This window comes from Pedobacter sp. T50_32 (assembly GCF_057652195.1).
Window position 1 is genome coordinate 1,002,792 of sequence record NZ_JBYFBY010000002.1, and the last position, 20,716, is coordinate 1,023,507.

Sequence of the window (20,716 nt, forward strand, 5' to 3'; positions counted from 1 at the left end):
GAAAGATGAACAGTCCACTAGCTACAATAATGCTGTTTAATTAAAAATTAGAGCGTTTACATCTAAAAACTTAATGTTTGTTTTAAAACTTTCTGATTTTTTTTTTGTTTGATTTAACGGTGATCAACCAAATTTTGATTAAATAATATATCTTGAACCATCAAATAATTATCTCGCTTGAACAAGTATTTTAGAAAAGGTCTTAAAGTAGTTTTATGGATAATCGCCAGCGTGATTTTGCTGGTGGTGCTTATAGCGTTCTCTCTAAATATCCCTGCTGTACAAAATTTTGTAAAGGACAAAGCCATCACCTATCTTAAAAACAAAACCAAAACCGAAGTAAGATTAGAGAGCATTAAAATTGCACTGCCAAAAGACGTTGTCCTCAACAAATTCTATATTGAAGACTTAAATAAAGATACACTATTGTATGCCGAAAAGCTACAAGTAGACATTAGCTTGTTTAAATTGTTGAAGAACACGGTCGAAGTGAATTATATCGAGCTCAAGAACATCAGAGCTAATGTAAAACGTGTAAACCCAGATACAACTTTCAATTTTTCTTTCTTAGTAGATGCTTTTGCCAGCGATCAGAAAAAACCTGAAGAACAAGTAGAAAAAGACACTACATCTGCCTTAAAATTTTCTGTAGACAAAGTATTATTTGAGGACATTGGCCTTACCTACCGAGACGACGTAGCGGGCAATAATGTGAAATTTTACTTAGGCAAGTTAGAAACCAAAATCAAAGATTTCGACCTGGAAAACCAGAAATACGTAATCAAGAACTTTGCTGTGAACAACACTTCTTTGTTTTATTTACAGCAAAAGCCATTAACACAGTTAGTTCAACATATTACGAACAGTGTAGATAGCGTAGAAAAAGAAACTGGCAAATTACCAACCATTGAAGTACAGAAATTCGAGTTCAATAATGTGAAGGTAAACTACGACGACCAGTTAACCACTACTAACGCCGTAGCGAACGTAAATAAATTAGCCTTTGCTAACCTAATAGTAGATTTAACTAACGGGAAATATACGACAGACGATGCCGAGCTTTCGAATTCGTTTGTAAAATTCGCCTTTAAACCTGCGCCAAGCAACGATTTGGATCAAGTGAAAGATACGGTTATTGCAGACCAATCATCTTTAGCCTTGGTGATCAAGAAAATTAACCTGAATAACAACCTTCTACAATTTGATAATTTGGGAGCCAAACCTTTAAAAAAAGGAATTGACTTTAACCACTTAGACATTAAAGGACTAAACTTAGGTGCCGAAGATGTAAACTATAGCGCTGCTGGAATTACGGTAAAAGTTAAAAACGGTTCGTTAAGCGATAAGAGCGGCTTTGTGCTAAACACCTTACGAGGTGATGCCGTTTATAATGACAAGCAAATTAAGTTGAGCAATTTCGTACTGAAAACGCCCAACACCAACATCGAAAACGAGACCGATTTAACATTTAGTTCTTTGGACGATCTAACCAAAAATCCGGAACGTGTAAAATTAGCTATCGATTTAAAAAACACGACCATCGGTTTAAAAGATGCTACCTTTTTTACTGATGCACTACCTGCGCAATACAGCAACCAGAAAATTAAAGTAAACGCTAAAGTAAATGGTTATTTGAACAAATTAAATATTCCACAATTGCAGATTAGCGGTTTGCGAAATATCCAAATAGATATAAATGGTAAAGCCAATAATGTAACCGATGTAAATAAGGCTTTCTTAGATTTAAACATCAAAAAAGTTCATATTACCAAAGGTGATATCTTGGCTTTGGTTCCTAAAAAATCTCTGCCTGCGAGTATAGAGTTACCCAATGTGATTAATGCAAATGGTAAATTCAGAGGCTCTATGACTGATTTCTCTACTAATATGAATGTAAATTCTGATATGGGAGGTGCAGTTTTAGCGGCAACTATGAATGGGCCAAAAGGTAGAGAAAAGTACAAAGCTGATGTTAGCTTAAACAACTTCAATGTAGGCCGATTGCTGAAACAGCAACCTACACTAGGAAGAGTTTCTGCAAGGGCAGATGTGGTTGGAACCGGTCTGGATGCGAAGAAAATAAATGCGAAATTTAACGCAACTGTTTTAAGTGCATACTATAACAAATACAATTATCGTAACCTGCAATTATCGGGCAACTATGCCAATCAAAAAGTGGCGATAAAAGGTAATATGCCAGATAGCAATGCCAATTTCAATTTAACAGCGAACGCAGATTTAGCAGGCAAATATCCGGCTGTAAAAGCAAATTTAGCATTGAAGCAGATTGATTTGCAGAAATTAAACTTTAGCACTACAGAATTTAAATTTGCAGGAAATATCAAAGCAGACATTAAAACCGCCGATGTAGATTACCTGAACGGAGATGTATTTGCTACTGGTTTACAATTGGTAAAAGAAGGAAAGAAATTTAATATTGACACCATCCAACTAAACGCAGTTTCTACAGCTACCGAGAATAAATTAGTACTAAAATCTGAGCTAATTAGTGCGAACGTAGATGGAAAATATCAGTTAAGCAAGATAGGCAATGCAGTTATCAACCAAATTAATAAATATTACCAATTTGGAGAGGTAACCGATATTCCACCGCAACGCATCCGTTTTACGGCAAACATTTACAACCCCAAGTTTTTACAAGATTTTGTGCCTGCCCTAACTACGTTTGCACCATCGAGAATTAACGGATTAATCGACACAGAAAAAGATAGTCTTCTGATGAACGCAGTTTTTCCGAAAGTAACTTACAACGGCATCAACTTAGATAGCATTAAATTGAATGTGAACAACGATACTGAAAAGCTGAATTACAGACTATTCGTTAACAGTATTCAAAATACATCTATCGCACTATTTAACACTGAAGTTTCTGGTGCTGCGGCAGATAACAAACTGGATTTGAATGTTTTTTTACGCGATAGACAACGCAAAGACAAATACGTAATTGCTGGTATTTTCCAATCGATCAATAAAGATTTCCGTTTCAACCTAGATCCTGCAAAACTGTTATTAGATTACGAAAAGTGGACTGTGGCTCCAGAAAATTATATTCAATTTGGCGAATCAGGAATATTAGCACATGAATTTAATATCAGTCAAGGCTCCCAGTTATTGAGCATCAACAGCACATCAGAAGAACCAAACGCACCACTTAAAGTAGAGTTTAAAGATTTCCAAATCGAAACCTTAATGAAGTTTGCAGAAACTGACACGGCTTTAGTTGGCGGTGCAATAAACGGTACTGTCGATGTGAAAGACCTGGTATCTAACCCTAAATTCGAGGCCGATTTAACCATCAATAAACTACGTTACCAAAAAGACGAGTTGGGTGATTTAAAAGCTGTGGTGAATAACAATACTGAAAATGCTTTTGAGGTAGATGTAAGTTTACGAGGCGTGCACGAACTATCTGCAACGGGTTTCTATTACACCGCACCTCAAAGTGGCTTAGATCTCAACGTTAACATCAATAAAATTGATTTACAACAAATTGAAAGTGTAAGTGCTGGGCAAATTAAGGAAGGTAAAGGCACAATTTCTGGAGCATTTACCGTTAAGGGCGAGCCTAGCAAACCTCAAATTCTAGGTGCGTTGAAATTTAACGATGCGGGCATGCGAATTGCCTACATCAACTCTTATTTTACCATTCCAACCCAAGAAATTGCCTTTAACAACCAAGGCGTTCGTTTTAATAACTTCACATTGGTGGATTCTTTGGGTAAAAAAGCAACCATCAACGGTTCAATTAATACCAGCAACTTTAGCAATGTGGGTTTTGCGCTAGATATCAAAACTGATAATTTCAGAGCAATGAACTCTACCGCCGAAGACAACGAAATGATTTACGGAACGGTTTACTTGAGCAGTAACATCCGCGTTAGAGGTGACATGAACAAGCCCGACGTAAATATGAACGTCACCGTAGAAAAAGGCACCAAGTTCTTTTATGCAATGCCGATTAATGATCCTTCGGTAATTGATCAGGAAGGAATTGTGCAGTTCATTGACGAAGATGCACCACCGTTCAATGGCGAACGAGATTTAAAAGTGGATAGCTTGAACAGATCTGCCATTAAGGGAATTAATTTGGTGGCTGATATCAATGTAGATCCAGAAGCTGAATTGAACGTAGTGGTAGATCCATCAAATGGTGATATGCTGACCATTAAAGGTGAAGCTGATTTGAATGCAACCATGGATCCAAGTGGTAAGATCAGTATGACTGGTCGTTACGAAGTGGTAGACGGTTCTTACAGTTTATCGGTTGGTCCACTAGGTAAAAAACCGTTCAGATTGGTTAAAGGAAGTACTTTGGTTTGGACGGGCGAACCTACGGAAGCCAACGTAAATTTGACCGCTTTGTACGAAGTAAATGCAGCACCAATAGATTTGCTAAACCAACCAGATTTGGTGCAGGCTAAAACGAAACTACCTTTCCAAGTTTATTTATATATGAAAGGCGAGCTGTTAAAGCCAATCATTTCATTTAAAATAGATTTACCTGAAAACGAAAGAGGTACGGAAATTGGAAGTTTAGCCTACACCAAGTTACAAACCGTAAATAGAGATGAAAACGAGTTGAACAAACAGGTTTTTGCTTTGTTGGCGTTGAATAGATTTATCGCTAATAATCCATTCCAAAGTTTGGCTGGCGGCGGTGGCGGCGTGTCTACTTTGGCTCGTTCTAGCGTGAGCAAATTGCTAACCGAACAGTTAAATAATTTGGCTTCAGATTTAATTCAAGGCGTTGATTTAAATTTTGGTGTTAACTCATCTGAGGATTACTCTACAGGAAGCTTAGAGCAAAAAACTGATCTGGAAGTGGGCTTATCGAAGAAATTGCTAAACGACAGGTTAACGGTAACCGTTGGTAGCTCTTTTGCCTTGGAAGGTCCGCAACAGGCAAATCAAAATGCTACTAGCATAGCTGATAACGTAAACGTAGAATATGCCCTTTCTAGAGATGGTCGTTACCGTTTACGTGCCTACAGACGTAACCAAACCGAAAGTGTTGTTGAGGGGCAAATTGTTGAAACCGGCTTAGGATTCACCTTAGTTGTAGATTATAATAGATTTAAAGAAATATTCCAAAAACGTAGAAATAGAAACAATGTTGAACAAAGACCGAAAAATGAGGAAACTAATTAAAATAGGAGCTTTCGCATTGGCATGTTCAATATTTGCCAATTGTAGTAACACTCGTTACCTAAAACCTGGACAGAACTTATATATCGGTTCGGAAGTTAAAATCAATCCAGATTCTTCGTCTAAAATTGACAATTCTAAGCAGGTAAGGAAAGAACTGGAAAGCAAAACCAGACCTCGCCCCAACAAATCTATTTTGGGCTTGAGACCAAAACTGTTGATTTATAATTTAGCTGGCGAACCTAAAAAGCCAAAAGGAATTAGGAACTGGTTGCGAAATAAGGTTGGGGAACCACCTGTACTAATGAGCGAGGTGAAAATCAAATTTAATAATGATGTATTGAAAAGTTATTTGATTAGCCAAGGCTATTTGCAAGCGGAAGTTACTGGAGATACCGTGATCAAAAGAAAACGTGGAAAAGCAATTTATACCGCTAACACCGGTATTCGTTACAAAATCAATAAGGTAACTTTTCCGCCAGATACTGGCGATTTAACACATATCATCAACCAAAATAAAGACAAAACGCTTTTGAAAGCTGGTGATTTTTATGATTTAGAAACCTATAAAAACGAACGTATCAGAATTGATAACGACTTAAAGGAAAGCGGGTACTTCTATTTCAGTCCAGAGCATTTGATTTTACAAGTAGACAGTACTATTGGAAGAAACTTGGTGAACGTAAATGTGCGTATAAAGAATATTGCGCCAGAAGCTTCAATGAAGCCTTATACCATTAGAAACATCAATATTTATCCAAACTACACACTTCGAAGAGATAGTATGTTAAGGAAATTAGATCCTATTGAGTATAACGACTTTAATATTTACGATAACAGAAACACCTTTAGATCGAGGGTTTTTGACAGATTGGTTTTCTTCAAAAAGGGGGAAAGATATAACAGAAAAGACCATAATCAATCGCTAAACAGGATGGTTAACCTGGGTGCTTTCCAAGATGTAAGGGCAGAATTTTTACCGATAGATAGTTTCAAAAACAATCAGTTGGATTTGAACATCTACCTTACACCGTTGAAGAAGAACTCATTAACGTTTTCGATTACAGGAACTAACAAATCAAACAACTTTGTGGGTTCTGAACTGAAAATCACCCAAACTACTCGCAATCTTTTCAAAGGTGCTGAACAGTTGGATGTCAGTGCAAGTGGTGGTTTCGAAACACAATATAGCGGACAATCTAAGGGTATCAATTCTTATTCGCTATCAGGAGAAGCAAAATTGACGTTGCCTAGATTTATCGTTCCGTTTTACAAGCCTAAAAGCACAAATGCCTTTACACCTAAAACTATTATTTCTTTAGGTTATCAGTTATTGAGCAGAGATACCATTTACAAACTCAACTCATTTAGGGCTCAATATGGCTACAACTGGAAAGAAAACCAGTTTAAGGAGCACAACTTCAACCCAGCGTCTATTAATCTAGTAACAGCTGTAAAAAACAAAGATCAGCGTGCCCTAGAAGAGCTTTACAGACAAAACCCTGGCTTAGAGTATACCTTGCAAGATCAGTTTATTATAGGGAGTAATTATAATTTCACCTATACCAACCAAATGCAAGAAAAACGTCGTAACAACTTATATTTCTTCGGAGGTTTAGAAACCAGCGGAAATGTTTGGGGTTTATTCGTACCAAAAAATGGAGAAGGAAAACGTGAAATATTCGGAACGGCATTAACTCAATTTGTTAGGGTAGAAACCGATTTGCGGAACTACTACAAAATAACCCCAACGGTAATTTGGGCTAATCGCTTAAATTTAGGTTATGGTTATGCTTACGGCGGAAGCCCTTCGCTTCCATTCGTTCGTCAGTTTTTTGCCGGTGGTACAAACGACATCAGGGCATTTAGAGCTAGATCACTTGGCCCGGGTACACATCAAGTAGCTGCAAATGCGTTTCTTGCCGACCAAGGTGGTGATATTAAAATGATGATTAACTCAGAATTGCGATTCAAATTGGTGAGTATCTTACACGGCGCTGCTTTTGTGGATGCCGGAAATATTTGGTTACGCAAAGAGGATCCAAATAGACCGGGCTCAGAGTTTAAATTGAAAAATTCATTAGATGAATTAGCAGTGGGAACTGGCCTTGGTTTAAGGGTAGATGCAACCATTTTCGTAATCCGCCTAGATGGCGCCTTCCCTATCCGTAAGCCTTTCTTACCAAGTGGGCAACGATGGGTACTAAACGATATAGACTTTGGAAGTAAAAGCTGGAGAAGAGATAATTTAGTATTGAATATCGGTATCGGTTATCCGTTCTAATTTGAAAATGATTGATTAGCGAAATATCGTCGAAACATTCAAATAATAATTCTACGCATGAAAAAAATACCTAGTAAAATAAAAGCATTCTTCATTCATACTTACCACTTATTTATTGCAGCTGGAAAAGGTTTTGTTGAAGACCGTGTAATGAAGTTGAGCGCTGCGCTTGCCTATTATACTATTTTCGCCTTAACACCACTAATCATTATTATTATATCTTCTGCGACGCTTATTTTGGGCGATAACATGGATCCAAATACTAAACTTTTTGGAGAAATAAGTGAGATGATAGGTGCTGATGCCGCCAACCAATTACGAACTTTCGTAAACAATGCCAACCTTACCGGACGTAGTACCATGGGGTTAATTATTGGTATTGCTACGCTTGCAATAGCTTCTACTGCGATTTTTATTGAGATACAAGATAGCATCAATTTAATTTGGAAAGTAAAGGCTGTTCCTAAAAAAGGATGGAAAAAATTAATCACTAATCGGTTATTGTCGTTTTCGCTAATTGCTTCATTGGGTTTCCTACTGTTAGTTTCGTTAGTTGTAAATAGTATTGTAGTTGGTATCGGTGGAAAACTTGACACTTATGCTGCCAGAATTGGTATTGAAGAAGTATCTGAATGGCTCATGCTCATCGTAACCAACGCATTAACTATCGCTGTAGTAACCACCATTTTTGCCATTATTTTCAAGGTACTACCAGATGTAAATTTGAAATGGAAGCCAGCTTTAGTTGGTGCTTTATTTACTGCTTTACTTTTCAGTTTAGGCAAATATTTAATTGGAATTTACATCGAAAAAGGTAATCCAGGTTCTGCTTTTGGAGCTGCTAGCTCAGTAATAGTCATATTGGTATGGATTTACTACACTGCCGTAATTCTATACTTTGGCGCAGAATTTACCCAAGCTTATGCCGAAAAGTTCGATACGGGAATTAGTCCATCGAAATATGCAGTACACTTGAAAACTATTGTGGTAGAAAAAGAGGTGAAAGAATTACCACCGCAGCATCCGGAAGATACTATTGCTCCCCCGGTAAAAGAATAAAAAACAAAGGTCAGCATTATAATTGCTGACCTTTGTTTTTTGTTTATAAAGTACGCTTTGTGTCTATAATACCAGCTTGAGTTTAGCTAAGCATTATTTACTTATCTAAGTACGTTGCTATCTTATCTATCAGTTCTTTTTCTGAATATGGTTTTAAAACCAATCCGTCCATGCCTGCTGCCAAGTATCTATCTCTATCTTCTTCAATTACATTAGCTGTTACGCCCAAAATTGGAATGGTGGCCTTCTTTTTATTTTTGTCGGCCCTAATTAAGCGAGTAAGTTCTACACCGCCCATCACTGGCATTTGCACATCGGTTAATACCAAATCATAGACACTATTTTCAAACAGTTGGTAAGCAGCTGCACCATCGTAGGTACTATCTGTTATGATATTGTACTTTTTGAGTACAGTTTGTGCTAATAAAACGTTCATTTTATTATCGTCTACCAATAAAATTCTTTTTCCTTCAAGATGAGAAACATTAGAAGTTGCTAGACTTTTCTGTTTGTTATTTTGACTTTCGCTAAGCTCGTAAGGTACTTCAAAACTAAAGGTAGAGCCTTCATCAATCTTACTAACTAAGTCAATTTTTCCGTTTTGCAACTCCACAATCTTCTTACAAATAGCTAGGCCTAATCCAGTACCTTTTTGCGTGTTTTTAGCTGTAGAATAGTTAACCTGAGAAAATTCGTCGAAAATTACAGCTGCATCTTTTTCTTCGATGCCAATTCCTGTATCTATAACTTGAACTTTTAAGCTTACTTTTTTCTTAGAAGATGAAACGATGTCTGCCTTTAGTGTCACCGATCCGGTATTTGTAAATTTAATTGCATTGCTCAACAAGTTCATAATCACCTGTTTCAGTCTAAGCGAATCGCCTAACAAGAATAAATTTGAATTAAACGACAGCTGTTTATCGAGCACTAAACCTTTTTTAGAAGCCAAAACAGCTACACTATTTACAACCTCATTAATGGCTTCGGCAGGGGCAAAAGAAATTTTATCGAAAGTAATTTTTCCATCTTCATATTTAGAAAAATCCAAAATATCATTTACCAAATCTAGCAATAGCTCGGATGATGTTTTAATCGCATCTACTTGTTCTTTCTGTTGTACCGAAAGATTGTCTTGACTAAGCTGCTCTGAAAAACCAATTACCGAATTTAAAGGTGTACGGATTTCATGGCTCATATTAGCCAAAAATCTACTTTTAGATTGTGCATACTGGGAAGCCTTGTGTCCGTAATCTATCAGCCTACCCTCATTGCTATAGATTTTCCATAGGTTAAACAAGATAACCGCTACCAAAATCATCAACAAAATAAAGATGACGATGTAAATGTTATTAATGCTCTTGAAAGTATCGTCTAGGTCAAAATGGATGTTCTTTTTCGTTTCGGCGAGAAATGCTGCATCCTTCTTCTTATAGTTTTGCAGCAAAAAAACGATCTCGTTAATAATTCGAGAATTGATCCTTAAGATCTCAATTTCATTGTCCTTTAGTCTCTTATTAGCAGCGTAAAGGTTACGGTAATAGTTACTAATATCTCTAATTTGTTCTTTGGTGAAATCGGTTTTGGTTGAGGAACTATCTTGCGTAATTTCCTTTTTTACTAGCGTAGAAGCTTGCTCCTTCTTCTTCCTTTTTGCAAATGCATCAGCAATACGACCAAGCAGATTTTTTTCCTTTGTCTGATCTTTAGATTTTATCGTATCGATCACAACGGTACTTTTACGCTTTTGCTTTATGTACCCGGCACCCGCAACCAAGTCGCGATCTTTTGCCGTATCAATTCCTGCATTAATATGAAACAAGCTATCTGTAAGCTGTTTAAGCATCAGATAAGTCTGTATTTTAACTTTCTTTTGTTCTACGAGACCTTTGATGTCTTGAGATTTTTGAGCATTACTCTCATGGATCTTTAAGGTGTCTAATATCCCTGAAACTCTGGCAATCCCCTTATTGAATTGCTTCATGTAGCTGGTGTTGCCTGTAACTTCGAAAAGTCTGCAATTATTGTCAGCTCTATAAAGCAAAAGTATACAGGTATCTAATGAGCTATAATCACTTTCTAGGTAAGTGAGCTGATTAACATTTGCCGAGAGAATGCTTAACCGATTATTTCGGGTATAGAAAAAGATTGCTGAAATAAACAGCGCTAAAATAAGAACAACGATAAGGCCATAACGAGCCGAATTCTTTTTGGTATTAATGGTCATGCGTTAATATAATTCACACAAAGTTTAGGCAACTTGCAAAAATTATACCTTCAGAATAGGTAGAATTTGTTTTTCGAACAAATATAACTCAATCCCGAGAAACACAAAACACAAAATACTGAAAACCTACAACTTACACCTCTAAAGCAGCTTCTAACTCCTCTGCCTCAGCCAATTCCTTATCTACTTCGTCTTTCTCTATGCGTAGATTTCTGATGATATGTTGTTGCCTATCGGGGGTATTTTTACCCATATAATATTCCAATAAGCTCTTAATGGTTTGCTCTTTTAGAATTACAGGATCTAAACGGATATCCTTACCAATAAACAACCCGAATTCGTCTGGCGAAATCTCTCCCAAACCTTTAAAACGGGTAATTTCTGGCTTTCCACCTAATTTAGAAATTGCGTTACGGCGCTCTTCATCGCTATAGCAATAAATAGTTTCCTTTTTGTTTCTAACCCTAAACAATGGCGTTTGCAAAATATAAACGTGACCAGCTTTTACCAAATCTGGGAAAAACTGCAAGAAGAAAGTCATCATCAACAAACGAATGTGCATACCGTCTACATCGGCATCGGTAGCAATTACGATATTGTTATAGTGCAAACCTTCCAAACCATCTTCAATATTCAACGCATGTTGCAAAAGGTTAAATTCTTCGTTCTCGTAAACCACCTTTTTGGTCAGCTCGTAGCAGTTTAACGGCTTACCTTTTAACGAAAATACAGCTTGTGTTTCTACATCTCTAGATTTAGTGATAGATCCAGAAGCCGAATCTCCTTCGGTAATAAATAGCGTAGTTTCGTATCTACGTTCGTGCGACGTATTAAAATGAACCTTGCAATCTCTCAGTTTTTTATTGTGTAAGGATGCCTTTTTAGCCCTATCATTCGCAAGTTTTTTAATACCTGCAATGTCTTTGCGCTCACGTTCCGATTGCTTAATTCTGGTTTCTATCGCATCAGCTACATCTTTGTGTTTGTGTAAGTAATCGTCCAGTTCCTTCTTCAAGAAATCGTTCACAAAAGTACGTACCGTTTGCCCATCTGGTGCTACCCTTTCAGAACCTAACTTGGTTTTAGTTTGCGATTCGAAAACTGGCTCCTGTACCCTTATCGCAATTGCGGCAATAATTGATGCTCTCACATCAGATGCATCGTAATCTTTATTGTAGTACTCTCTGATGGTTTTCACCACCGCTTCACGGAAAGCCGCTTGGTGCGTACCTCCTTGCGTTGTGTACTGACCGTTAACAAAAGAGTGATAATCTTCGCCGTACTGCTGCCCGTGGGTCATCGCTACTTCAATATCATGTCCTTTTAAATGGATAATAGGATACCTGATTTCTTCTGGCTTGTTTTGTCTCGAAAGCAAATCGAACAAACCTCGTTCTGAGAAAAACTTTTGGTTATTGAAGTTGATGGTTAAGCCTGTGTTCAAGAACACGTAGTTCCAGATCATACTTTCTACGAAATCTGCGATGTAGTGGTAGTTCCTAAAAATAGTTTCGTCTGGATGGAAAGTAATTGAAGTACCGTTGCGTTGTGTAGTTTCAATTTCCGGATGCTCCAAAGTCACCAAACCCTTGCTAAACTCTACCTTTTTGGTCTTCCCATCACGGTAACTTTGCACCACAAAAATGGTAGAAAGTGCATTTACAGCTTTCGTACCCACGCCATTCATCCCTACCGATTTCTGGAAAGCATTGCTATCATATTTACCACCAGTATTCATTTTAGAAACACAGTCGATCACTTTACCCAAAGGAATACCACGACCGTAATCTCTAATGATCACTTTGTGTTCGTGCAAACTGATATCGATCGTTTTACCTGCTCCCATCATAAACTCATCAATAGAGTTATCCATGATTTCTTTCAGAAGCACATAAATACCATCATCTTGTGCCGAACCATCGCCCAACTTACCAATATACATACCCGGACGACGGCGAATGTGTTCTTGCCAATCTAAGGATTTAATACTGTCTTCGTTGTAAATAGGTTCTGCCATGGTGTTCCTCTAATTAGGGTGGATACTGATTAAAGAGCAATCAGCATTACAAATTTAATCAAATTTAGGCGCTTTTATTGGCTAGATTTCCACATTTAAACAATTCCAACTTGCTTCTTCTTTATTTTTTTAAGGATGAAATTGTTGGGCGGCTTTTTATTGTTAAATTGGGCATTGTAATAACCAACCTTATCGCTGCTTCGTCATGCTGAGTTTATCTCAACATCAGTTAAACAGATCCTGAAACGAGTTCAGGATGACGAAGTAACAAAGGCTCAGTACCCAAACCAACAAACTAAAACTCAATGAACCCCGAGAAAAAGCAACTATCCCTCTTCGATCTTTCCATGATTGTAGTAAGCCTTGTCATAGGCATGGGAATTTTCCGTACCCCTGTTAATGTAGCCGCCAAAGCCCAAATTCCCGAATTGTTTTTCCTAGCCTGGATAGTTGGTGGTTTTGTTGCCCTTTGTGGTGCTTTAACTTACGCCGAAATCGGATCGCGTTTTCCTGTAACTGGCGGATATTACAAGATCTTCTCGGTTTGCTACCACCCTTCTATCGCTTTTGCTATAAACTGCATTATTGTGGTGAGCAATGCCGCTTCGGTAGCTGGAGTTTCGTTAATAGGCGCCGAATACCTCAACAAAGCACTTTTTCCTGTAGAAATGCAAACCAACGACCATCGAATTCTCATTGGGCTGGTCAGTATCATCATTTTTTACACCATAAATCTACTGGGATTAAGAACCAGCGCCAGAACGCAAAACGTACTTACCATCATTAAATTAGTAATGGTAGTCACTTTAATTTGCGCTATATTTTTTGGCGGACAAACCACCCAACTTCCATCAGTTTTTAGCACTGCCAATGGTTTACCTGCCACTTGGAGCGATTACGGGAAAGCACTTGGTATTTGTTTAATTGCGGTTTCCTTTAGTTTCGGTGGTTACCAACAAACCATCAATTTTGGTGGCGAAGCAAAAGATGCCAAATCCGTTATACCCCGTTCTATCTTGGTTGGCCTAGGAATTATCATCACTTTGTACATGGCAATTAACTACGCTTATGTAAAAGTAATCGGCTTCGAGCAACTAAAATCGGCACAAAGTATTGCAGCAATTTTAGCAGGTCAAATATTCGGACCAACAGGTTTCACCATACTTTCTGTATTAATTTTCCTTTCTGTTTTGGGTTACGTGAATGTTAATTTGCTAAGTAATCCTAGAGCAATGTTTGCCATGGGCGAAGAAGGCGCATTGCCAAAAATCTTCACTAAAAAAACGAAGAAAAATGATGTGATGGTTGTGAGTTTAACCTTATTTACCATACTGGCTATTATCACGTTGTTTTACGCACAAACCTTCGATAAGATTTTAAACTACACCATTTTTATGGATGGCGCAGGTATGATTTTCTCTGCGGCAACTATATTTTACCTGCGTAAGAAGACTGCACATTTAGATAAAAGTACCATCTACACGATGAAACTATACCCGCTAATGCCAATCATTTTTATTGCGGCATATTTATTTGTAGCCATCAGTATTTACAATGATGATTCTGAAGCAGCAATCAACGGAATTTACATTTTCTTAGGTTTTGTAGCCATTTACTTCATCCAAAGATTTTTTAACAAGAAAAAAGTAGCGCAATAAGCATTGTTGCTTTGGCATTTTAACTTTTTACTTTAGACTTTTAACTTAACAAAGTGGATATTTCCTACATATTGAACGAACTTGGCGAAGAGCGAGAAAATTATTTCAACGCCATTGCACCGCCAATTATCCAAACAAGTAATTTTAAGTTCAACACAGTTGATGATTTCCGCAGTGCTTTGGCCGATGAATACCAAGGTAATTTATATTCTCGTGGCTTTAACCCAACTGTTGATATTCTAAGGAAGAAACTGGCTGCACTTGATGGTGCCGAAGATGCCTTAGTTTTTGGAAGTGGAATTGCAGCGGTAACCATTCCAGTGTTGGCGTTATTGCGGCAAGGCGATGAAGTGATTTGCGTAGAAAATCCCTACAGCTGGACAATAAAACTATTCAACGATTTGCTACCGAAGTTTGGGGTAAAAACCACTTTTGTGGATGGAAGTAATACAGCTGCCATAGAAGCTGCAATTACATCAAAAACAAAGTTGATTTACCTAGAATCGCCAAACACTTTTGGTTTCGAAGTACAAGATTTAGAAGCCATTGCCAAAATAGCAAAAGCTAAAAATATCATTACCATGATTGATAATAGCTACTGCTCACCGCTTTACCAGCAACCAATTGCCTACGGAATTGATTTGGTAACACAATCCGCTACTAAATATTTGGCTGGACATAGCGATGTAGTAGCTGGTGTAGTTACAGGCAAAAAAGAACTAATTAAGCAAATCTTCGAGAAAGAATACATGAATATTGGTGCTGCTGTAGCACCACAAAATGCTTGGTTATTGTTAAGAAGTTTACGCACCTTGCCTATTCGCTTGGAAAAGATTACCGCAAATGCGAATAAAGTGATTGAGTTTTTAGAACAGCATCCAAAAGTTGAAAAGGTGCTTCATCCATTTAGTAAAAACAGCAAGCAATTAGATTTAGCTAAAAAGCAGATGAAAGCTTGTGGTGGCTTATTCAGCATCGTACTTAAAGATGCAAGTCTAGAGAAGATAGAAACCTTTTGTAATAACCTAAAGCATATATTAATGGCGGTTTCTTGGGGTGGCTACGAAAGTTTAATTATTCCTGCCTGCGTTGGTGTGAGCAAAGCTGATTTCGACAACAATAACCCACGACACGTATTAATTAGAATTTATGTTGGTTTAGAGGAGCCAGAGTATTTGATTAGGGATTTGGAAGGGGCGCTGGGGAAAGTCTAACCTTTAGTTGCGCAAAGCCATCCAAAATTGGGTGGATTTGTGTAGTTTTATTAGACATATAAATTAGTTATGTGTAATATTAACCGACAACTTAAGGCAATACTATTTTCGACATCATTGCTGTTTATGCAAAGTTGCCTAACAATTTCGAAATATGACAAATCTGGAGTTACACCTCTTCAAAACGTTAATTCACTAGAGGGAACATATTCTAACTTTAATAATAAGAATGTTAAGTATAGAAATGCTTATAAATTAATCAATTGGAAAGCGAATGAAAATTCTACTCCTGACACCACTTATTTTTCTAGATTTAGTATTAAGGTTCTTAACGACAATAAATTGAATTTCACATTTCAAAATACATCTGGTAGAGCCATATCAAAAATAGTTAAGTTTAAAGTCGAAGACGATGATTTCATCCTTTTAAAAAATAGAAACTTTAGATTGACTGGAATTCCATTTATTTTAGGCTATTACGACATTAAAAAATTAAGACTTGGACTAGACTTAAATAGAAATTTAATTATAAATGGTGTTGAAAAAGGAGAAGGTGCAATTTTAATTATTTTGGGTTCAAGTTATCCAAAGACTGAATTTTCTTTTAATTATGAGAGACAATAATACTACACATAACAGCAGGTTTAAGTTAAGACTCGGGCGAAGTGCGAACACAAAAAATTGAAGCCATTTATTTAGATTAGTGCTGTGGGTAGCTGGTGCAATTAATTAGGCTCAACTTAAACCTGCAAACCGTTATGTGATATTTAAATGAAACGAACTATCGATTATTTTTTAGACGACCGAGCTCAAATTTACTTAACTACATTAGACAATCTGAATTATGAGTTAATTCAAGCTGACAAAGTGTTTGGTTTCGACAATCAGACGAATTCAAATCCGACACTTTTAGAGATTGAGGCGGCCATGACAGAAAAAGATACAGTTTTAGAAGTCACGAAAATCTTTGATTCTCTAAATTCTGACCTAACGTTAAATAGTTTTGACGTAACAGTTGAAGGCCAAAAAAAAGATAACAAAGCTTTTGGTTTCGAAGACTTAGCAATTATTGTCGACCATAATTCCGTATGGTTGTTAATTAAACAAGGGGGCAAAAAAAACGTAGAAATATTTGCAGAACTAATAGCAAAACTTTCTAAAAAATTTGACTTGTTTTTAGTAGATATTGCTCAAGGATATGTAGTTGACAGTACAAATAAGTCAGAGCTTTTAAAATATTTCTACACATAAATTAAACATCACATAACAATTAAGTTTAAGTTAAGCCTCGGACGAAGTAAGAACACAAGATTTTGAAGCGATTTATTTAGATTAGTGTAACTGGCTCTATTGAGTAAATAATTAGGCTCAATTTAAACCTGCAAACCGTTAATCCTGAGTGTTCACCTTTCAATAATAACTGTTTAATTAAACGTCGAAATATTATAGATAGAAAAGTTTGTCAAAGTTGAATGTTTTCTGCTATTCCTTTGTTTTCAAACCCGATTGAAGTGGAAATACTTTTGCTTGAGATTGCTTCGTTCCTCGCACTGACGAAAAAAGCAAAAGATTGTAACGAAAAGCGGGGCTAAACTAGCCATGAAACACTGCTATACATTTTCAAAAAACTCAACAAAACTGCTCTAAATAAATTTTGCCTATCTTTGCAGCTCGAAGCTGAATTTCTTTAATCATTTAAAGCAACTCGCAAGTTAGTCCCTCACGAATGATTGTTCTAGCTTCTTCGATGTAAATGCGCATTAAGTGCATCTTAATTTTAATTTAAAAGATAAATGTTATTCTCACAATTGAGGCTTATTGAGCCTATATTAAAAGCGGTAGAATCTGAAGGATATACCCAACCCACGCCTATACAGGAAAAAGCCATCCCGAGCATATTAAAGTTGAAAGACTTATTGGGCTGCGCACAAACCGGAACGGGAAAAACCGCTGCATTTGCCATCCCCATGTTGCAAATTTTGCACATGAGGCATCTAAAAACCAATAAAAAAGCAATTAAAGCATTGGTTTTAACGCCAACTAGAGAGCTAGCTATTCAGATACAAGAAAGTTTTAACGCTTATGGTAAAAATTTACCGGTAAAAAACACCGTAATTTTTGGTGGCGTTGGTCAGCAACCACAGGTAGATGCACTAAGAAAAGGTGTTGATGTTTTGGTGGCTACTCCCGGTAGATTACTTGACTTGATGAACCAAGGACATGTAAGTTTGAGCGAAATCGAGATTTTTGTGCTGGATGAAGCCGATAGAATGTTGGACATGGGTTTCATTAATGATGTGAAAAAGGTGGTTAGCAAACTTCCTGCGAAACGCCAAACCTTGTTTTTCTCGGCAACAATGCCCGCAGAAATTCAAAAATTAGCTAATACCATCTTGAAAGAGCCAGTAATGGTAGAGGTTACGCCGGTATCTTCAACTGCCGAAACCATTAACCAATCGGTTTATTTTGTGGATAAACCAGATAAACGCAAGTTGTTAAAACATTTGCTAGACGAACTGAAAATTGACCATACCTTAATTTTTACGCGTACCAAGCACGGTGCAGACCGCATTGCTAGAGATTTAGCGAAAGATGGGATTAAGGCTGCCGCTATTCACGGCGATAAATCTCAAGGAGCTAGACAACGTGCCTTAACCGAATTTAAAGAGCGCAAATTAAGAGTGTTAGTAGCTACAGATATTGCTGCTCGTGGTATCGATATCGACGATTTGACCTATGTTTTCAACTACGATTTACCTAACGTACCCGAAACTTATGTACACAGAATTGGTAGAACTGGTAGAGCTGGTGCCAACGGAAACGCTCTTTCTTTTGTAGATGCAGAGGAGAACGAATACCTCATTGCTATCCACAAGCTGATTAAGAAGGTAATTCCAATTATAGAAGACCACCCCTACCCTTTAACCTGGAAAAGTATGTTGGCTAGTAAGGAAGTGGTTCGCAAGCCTCAAAAAGACTCGAAAGCGAATGCGGGAACTGCAAGTAATAAAAAGAAAAAATTTCATAAGAGCAGAAATAGATAATTATTGAAGCGCAATTTGGTTGCTAAAATAAAAAGATAGTCCGGCTTTACGCTCCAATCTTTTTGGCAACGTAGCTGCAAAAGAAAACTCCGTAAGTTTACCACTTACGGAGTTTTTTATTGTGCAACAAAAAGTATTTACGCTACAATCCGGGCTATTTAACCAAGGCAACTTCCTCTGCAACAACTTTCTGTTCGTTTTCTACAACGGCGGGTATTAAGTTCAAACTTTTCTTCCTGTTATAAACGGCAGTTGGACTAGCAAAGGCGTAAAAAAGTTTATCCTTTACTCCTTTCGCATTTTTTACATCTACCGCAATGTCTTTTAGCTCGTGGAAATTCAAAAACCAAGGATTAAGCCTATTGCCAATTTTCGTTGTAATACCGTAGTCAGGTTTCTCTTCTTCTACCTGATAAGTGCCAAACATTCTATCCCAAAAGATGAAAGTTGCTGCATAGTTCTTATCTAAATATTTCTCGTTGCAACCATGGTGCACTCGGTGGTTAGATGGCGTAGCAAAAATATACTCCATTATTGGGTGCATTTTTCTAATGTATTCTGTGTGTACCCAAAACTGAAAAAGCACACTAATTTGGCTTACCACAAAGAATACCACAGGGTGAAAACCAATTAGAGCTAACGGAATGAAGAAAACAATCTTAATATTTTGTATCCAACTTAACCTGAAAGAAACGGTTAAATTGTAAGTTTCCGCAGAGTGATGAACGATGTGGGAGGCCCAAAAAAACCTGTTCTCATGCGAAATTCTGTGCGACCAATAACTGCATAAATCGAACAAGATGTAACAAGGAATGAGCATCCACCAATTTAACTCCATGCGCCAAGGCAGCAAATTATAAATCCAAACAGAACCGTAAATGAGTAAGCCTTTAATTAAAAAATTAATTAATACGTTTCCAAGGCCAACTAATGTACTTCCAATGCTTTCCTTAGTTCTGTAAAGGTTACGCTTTTCGTACCAAGAATGACCAACCTCTAACAAGGTAAAAAAGGCCATCACCGGTATAGCGTAAACAATTAAGTTAGGAGTTTCCTTTTCAAGACTTACGATGTCTGACAAAGGAATTTGTGGTGCACCAAATAATTTCATAGACCACAAGATATTCATAATAAATAAGGAAAAGAATACCTAGTTATAGTTATTTTACACAACTAATAGTTTTAGAAACTATCAAAATAGCAGTTCAATTTGTTAAATAAAAAAGGCAAGAATGATACATTCTTGCCTTTTTTATTTAAACTTTTCTGATCTTAATGATCCTTAGCCAATGCATTACCTTCATCACAGGGTAAGTTGGATCAAACTCCCACCATTTAGTAGCAAAGTTTGGTGAGTTAGGCTTTTTATGGTGATTGTTTTGGAATAATTCTCCCATTAAAAGAAAATCCCAAGGCAATGAATTCTTACTGTGATCATCATTATCGTGGTTAGAGTAGCCGTACTTATGTCCACACCAGTTCACAATAGCGCCATGAATTGGCCCCATTAAGAAATGGATAGGCAATAATAAAAACATCCACCAGTAGGTAGCAAAAGTTACGTAAAACCAAATGTAGAATGCAGCACAAGCTAATCTCCAAAACCAAGAGTCACCAATTCTGTCTATTAAAGGCCATTCTGGATAATTCCCTCTAAATGCCGGCTCCGGCTCAATTTTATGTAAAAGATAAGCCAAATACATATTCTTCGTAGCGATCATCATTCCAAAAACATCCTTAAAAAAATGTGGAGAGTGCGGATCTTTTACAGTATCGCTGTAAGCATGATGCATGCGATGAAGAATTGCATATGCTCTTGGATTTAGAAATGATGAACCTTGAGAAACAAGTAGTAAAATGTAGAAAAACTTTTCCCAAAAAGTATTCATTTTAAACATTTTATGCGATGAATAGCGGTGTAGGAAAAACGTTTGGCTAAACAATGATAAAAACCAATGTGCCAAGAAAAAAATTAATATGGTCATACAAAAAAATTGCGGAGGAATTTCACAATTGCCCCTATAGGCTATTAAAGCCTGCTTTACTATTT

General features: G+C 37.0%; 12 protein-coding genes. 8 read left to right on the forward strand and 4 right to left on the reverse strand.

The features are described 5' to 3' along the window. Positions 1 to 177: 177 nt before the first annotated feature. Genes AC23ME_RS09670 through AC23ME_RS09680 form a run of 3 tightly spaced genes read left to right on the forward strand, consistent with a single transcriptional unit; the run spans position 178 to position 8,509 of the window. A complete protein-coding gene (locus tag AC23ME_RS09670) occupies positions 178 to 5,169 on the forward strand; it encodes a translocation/assembly module TamB domain-containing protein (protein ID WP_487727554.1) in 4,992 nt (1,663 codons plus the stop codon). After that, the gene (gene tamL / locus AC23ME_RS09675) at positions 5,153 to 7,450 is read left to right on the forward strand and encodes a translocation and assembly module lipoprotein TamL (RefSeq protein WP_487727555.1); all 2,298 of its coding nucleotides are present in this window, start codon (positions 5,153 to 5,155) and stop codon (positions 7,448 to 7,450) included. Before AC23ME_RS09670 ends, tamL begins: the two co-directional genes overlap by 17 nt. A 57-nt stretch (positions 7,451 to 7,507) precedes the next feature. Next, on the forward strand, positions 7,508 to 8,509 hold the full coding sequence (locus AC23ME_RS09680) for a YihY/virulence factor BrkB family protein (protein WP_487727556.1): 1,002 nt from the start codon (positions 7,508 to 7,510) through the stop codon (positions 8,507 to 8,509). Positions 8,510 to 8,606: 97 nt separating this feature from the next. Here the strand turns inward: AC23ME_RS09680 and AC23ME_RS09685 are convergent, their stop codons facing one another. Further along, complete coding sequence (locus AC23ME_RS09685) at positions 8,607 to 10,733, reverse strand: ATP-binding protein (RefSeq protein ID WP_487727557.1); 2,127 nt, start codon at positions 10,731 to 10,733, stop codon at positions 8,607 to 8,609. 133 nt (positions 10,734 to 10,866) lie between these two features. Then, positions 10,867 to 12,750, reverse strand: coding sequence for a DNA topoisomerase IV subunit B (locus tag AC23ME_RS09690; RefSeq protein ID WP_487727558.1), 1,884 nt, complete (start codon positions 12,748 to 12,750; stop codon positions 10,867 to 10,869). A gap of 305 nt (positions 12,751 to 13,055) precedes the next feature. On the opposite strand from AC23ME_RS09690, the gene AC23ME_RS09695 reads away from it, so the two are divergent. The 5 genes from AC23ME_RS09695 (at position 13,056) to AC23ME_RS09715 (ending at position 18,666) form a co-directional block, all read left to right on the forward strand. Next, positions 13,056 to 14,408 (forward strand): APC family permease, encoded by a 1,353-nt coding sequence (locus AC23ME_RS09695; protein ID WP_487727559.1) that lies wholly within the window; start codon positions 13,056 to 13,058, stop codon positions 14,406 to 14,408. Positions 14,409 to 14,461: 53 nt separating this feature from the next. Then, positions 14,462 to 15,622, forward strand: coding sequence for a trans-sulfuration enzyme family protein (locus AC23ME_RS09700; protein WP_487727560.1), 1,161 nt, complete (start codon positions 14,462 to 14,464; stop codon positions 15,620 to 15,622). Positions 15,623 to 15,691: 69 nt separating this feature from the next. Then, complete coding sequence (locus tag AC23ME_RS09705; RefSeq protein ID WP_487727561.1) at positions 15,692 to 16,246, forward strand: hypothetical protein; 555 nt, start codon at positions 15,692 to 15,694, stop codon at positions 16,244 to 16,246. A 147-nt stretch (positions 16,247 to 16,393) separates the two neighbouring features. Then, complete coding sequence (locus AC23ME_RS09710; RefSeq protein ID WP_487727562.1) at positions 16,394 to 16,873, forward strand: hypothetical protein; 480 nt, start codon at positions 16,394 to 16,396, stop codon at positions 16,871 to 16,873. A gap of 542 nt (positions 16,874 to 17,415) precedes the next feature. Further along, positions 17,416 to 18,666 (forward strand): DEAD/DEAH box helicase, encoded by a 1,251-nt coding sequence (locus AC23ME_RS09715; protein WP_487727563.1) that lies wholly within the window; start codon positions 17,416 to 17,418, stop codon positions 18,664 to 18,666. Positions 18,667 to 18,820: 154 nt separating this feature from the next. On the opposite strand, the gene AC23ME_RS09720 is transcribed toward AC23ME_RS09715, so the two are convergent. Next, a complete protein-coding gene (locus tag AC23ME_RS09720) occupies positions 18,821 to 19,777 on the reverse strand; it encodes a sterol desaturase family protein (protein ID WP_487727564.1) in 957 nt (318 codons plus the stop codon). A 145-nt stretch (positions 19,778 to 19,922) separates the two neighbouring features. Next, positions 19,923 to 20,651, reverse strand: a complete 729-nt coding sequence (locus tag AC23ME_RS09725; protein ID WP_487727565.1) for an acyl-CoA desaturase — start codon at positions 20,649 to 20,651, stop codon at positions 19,923 to 19,925. Between the last annotated feature and the right edge of the window lie 65 nt (positions 20,652 to 20,716).

Excerpts from the sequence above, each read along its gene's own strand:
- tamL (WP_487727555.1), top strand. The coding sequence starts at position 5,153 with ATGAGGAAACTAATTAAAATAGGAGCTTTCGCATTGGCATGTTCAATA.
- AC23ME_RS09680 (WP_487727556.1), top strand. The coding sequence starts at position 7,508 with ATGAAAAAAATACCTAGTAAAATAAAAGCATTCTTCATTCATACTTAC.
- AC23ME_RS09685 (WP_487727557.1), bottom strand. The coding sequence starts at position 10,733 with ATGACCATTAATACCAAAAAGAATTCGGCTCGTTATGGCCTTATCGTT.
- AC23ME_RS09690 (WP_487727558.1), bottom strand. The coding sequence starts at position 12,750 with ATGGCAGAACCTATTTACAACGAAGACAGTATTAAATCCTTAGATTGG.
- AC23ME_RS09695 (WP_487727559.1), top strand. The coding sequence starts at position 13,056 with ATGAACCCCGAGAAAAAGCAACTATCCCTCTTCGATCTTTCCATGATT.
- AC23ME_RS09705 (WP_487727561.1), top strand. The coding sequence starts at position 15,692 with ATGTGTAATATTAACCGACAACTTAAGGCAATACTATTTTCGACATCA.
- AC23ME_RS09710 (WP_487727562.1), top strand. The coding sequence starts at position 16,394 with ATGAAACGAACTATCGATTATTTTTTAGACGACCGAGCTCAAATTTAC.
- AC23ME_RS09715 (WP_487727563.1), top strand. The coding sequence starts at position 17,416 with ATGTTATTCTCACAATTGAGGCTTATTGAGCCTATATTAAAAGCGGTA.
- AC23ME_RS09720 (WP_487727564.1), bottom strand. The coding sequence starts at position 19,777 with ATGAAATTATTTGGTGCACCACAAATTCCTTTGTCAGACATCGTAAGT.
- AC23ME_RS09725 (WP_487727565.1), bottom strand. The coding sequence starts at position 20,651 with ATGACCATATTAATTTTTTTCTTGGCACATTGGTTTTTATCATTGTTT.